Below are 2,048 nucleotides of genomic sequence, written 5' to 3' on the forward strand. Positions count from 1 at the left end.
CCGCTGAAAACATGCGAGGGACGGTTGAAACATGGGTCAATTCTCAATGGAAATATCGGGCTGCGCCGGGTCAGCTCTCAGTGGAAATCAACACCAAAGCTGACCTAAGGCGTAAAATCCTGCAATAATGAGACCAATATAGCGCACCAACCCCAAGAATCTGGACAGCTGCTGACATTGCAAAGGGTTTAAATTGCGCGCCCGCCTTGTTTCAACCAAAATGTCTGGGCGAAATCGGGGCAAGACATGTTTTCTTCAAACGACTCACTCGAACCGAAAGACCTGAGGCTTTTGCGCTCAGTGCTTGAGGACGTGTGCCGTGAGAGGAGAATCGAGGTTAGCCATCCCGAAGCACAGCCGCTCGCCCGCGAGCTGACGGACTGGTATCTTTTCGGGGTCAAGCATCCGGATCAGCTCAAAGAGATGTTGAAGCCGCTCTAGCCTTCTTCACGAGAGAAGGAATGCTTCTTTCGCAGCCGCAATGAAATCCATCCTTGCTGTCTCGATATCTAGAAGATCACGCGTGGCGAGTTCGCAGCTTTGCAGCGCTTTGCGATACGCTTCACCACGTTCGATGGGCCACCTATGTTGCAAGTAATCCATCGCGACAGATGGGGACTGAACGACTTCTGACGCACCATAGCCAATCCGAATATAGACCGGATCAGACCACGCAAAATTATAGGCGAACTCGACAGCCAACTTACTCTCCCAACGATACAAAAAGCTGACGCTCAACGGCTTAAATGGCAATACGATATTTGGACGGACTTGAAAATGAACTTTATCTAATTTTCGAATCTAGCCGTGCGTTCATGAGCAATTCTTGCTTTGTCGCAAATGTACCAAGAAGCTTGATTAAACGAAGCTGCTCGTCACTTTTGAGTTTATGCCTGAGTGCAAAGTCTGTCACACGCATGACCTCTTGCAGACTTGTTTGATCAACGTCTTTTTCGAACTTCATCGTATTATCCCTTCAGCGCATGCCGATATCCATCCATCTCGCCACGATTGGTGACTTTCGGTCTCGATTTCCGCGTAATAGGGATTGCCGCGCTCAAGATTGAGGCCTTGGATCGCTGCTGCTCTGCCTTCATCGAAGCAGAATGGCTTTGCGACTGTCTCATGTAACAAACTGCAAGCTCTTCAAGCTTATCGAAACCCATGTCACCGCCCGCCGAGAGGGTCGGCTGGAACGCGGCTCTTCGATGTTGGTTCCGAGAATTTGAGAAGCGTACGCTTTTGGACGAAAAATGTGGGTCACGATTCCGGTCGCTCAGAGAATGACAAAAAGTGTCGCCAATCCCGCCAGCATGATCGCCGTTGCGCCGCCATAATCCTGAATAGCGTTCTTCATGACTTTGCGCATGTCCAATACCCCAATCAGATCAAGTATCGTATCGCGGCTGCAAACGCATATGACGGATCAAAGTTCCATCAGCGCCGCGCGGGCTTTCTCCCGATGTTTTGACTATCAGGACATCGAGAGCGACCGCGTCAGTGGGTTCATCATTAAGGGAATACTCATGTTAAAAAGTATGTTTCGTTCGAAGGAGTACGTGCGATGGCAACAATCGATTGGTGGGCTTCGTCACAAGGGCTTCGGGTCATTTTCGCGTTGAGCGTGACAATCGCTGCTGCGGTTGACCGCATCGTTCTCACTAAAGCTACTCAGTTGAAGAATGGCGGATCAATCTTCAGCCATCGGCCTCGACCAGCTCATGGCTCTGCGTCCGCGTTGGCACAAGCGTATTCACATCGATAAGCCCGAACCTAGTTTCGCAAAAAATTCGCGAGGGCAATTGCTGTTCAGCTGATCACGCCACATGAAACGCTAAATTGACGAGAAGGCTATCTCGGTTGAGACCGGGGCAACGCCGAAAGAAGTCGTTGCTGAATTGGAAACCATAAAAGCAGAGACGCCAGCTCTTAGGGCCGAACAGACACATAATGTGGTGCTCTGATCCCCAAAAACTGGATCGTTTTTAATTGGAGTTTTCCGCGCTAGATTCCCGGCTGGGAACAGGAGCGGAAGCTATGAAGGCATC

At 50.2% G+C, this 2,048-nt stretch carries 3 protein-coding genes; 1 reads left to right on the forward strand and 2 read right to left on the reverse strand.

The features are described from left to right. The first annotated feature begins 246 nt into the window (after positions 1-246). Positions 247-441: a hypothetical protein gene (locus FHW37_RS33345; protein ID WP_145643858.1), complete on the forward strand. Its 195-nt coding sequence runs from the start codon at positions 247-249 to the stop codon at positions 439-441. A 6-nt stretch (positions 442-447) separates the two neighbouring features. Here the strand turns inward: FHW37_RS33345 and FHW37_RS33350 are convergent, their stop codons facing one another. Continuing rightward, positions 448-702, reverse strand: a complete 255-nt coding sequence (locus tag FHW37_RS33350; RefSeq protein WP_186458535.1) for a DUF982 domain-containing protein — start codon at positions 700-702, stop codon at positions 448-450. A gap of 82 nt (positions 703-784) precedes the next feature. After that, on the reverse strand, positions 785-964 hold the full coding sequence (locus FHW37_RS33355) for a hypothetical protein (protein ID WP_145643860.1): 180 nt from the start codon (positions 962-964) through the stop codon (positions 785-787). Positions 965-2,048 lie beyond the last annotated feature (1,084 nt).

Origin of the sequence: Neorhizobium alkalisoli, assembly GCF_007829835.1 — a bacterium.
GTDB lineage: Bacteria > Pseudomonadota > Alphaproteobacteria > Rhizobiales > Rhizobiaceae > Neorhizobium.

Bases quoted from the DNA above. Each gene is read 5' to 3' on its own strand.
- FHW37_RS33345 (WP_145643858.1), top strand. From the start codon at position 247: ATGTTTTCTTCAAACGACTCACTCGAACCGAAAGACCTGAGGCTTTTG.
- FHW37_RS33355 (WP_145643860.1), bottom strand. From the start codon at position 964: ATGAAGTTCGAAAAAGACGTTGATCAAACAAGTCTGCAAGAGGTCATG.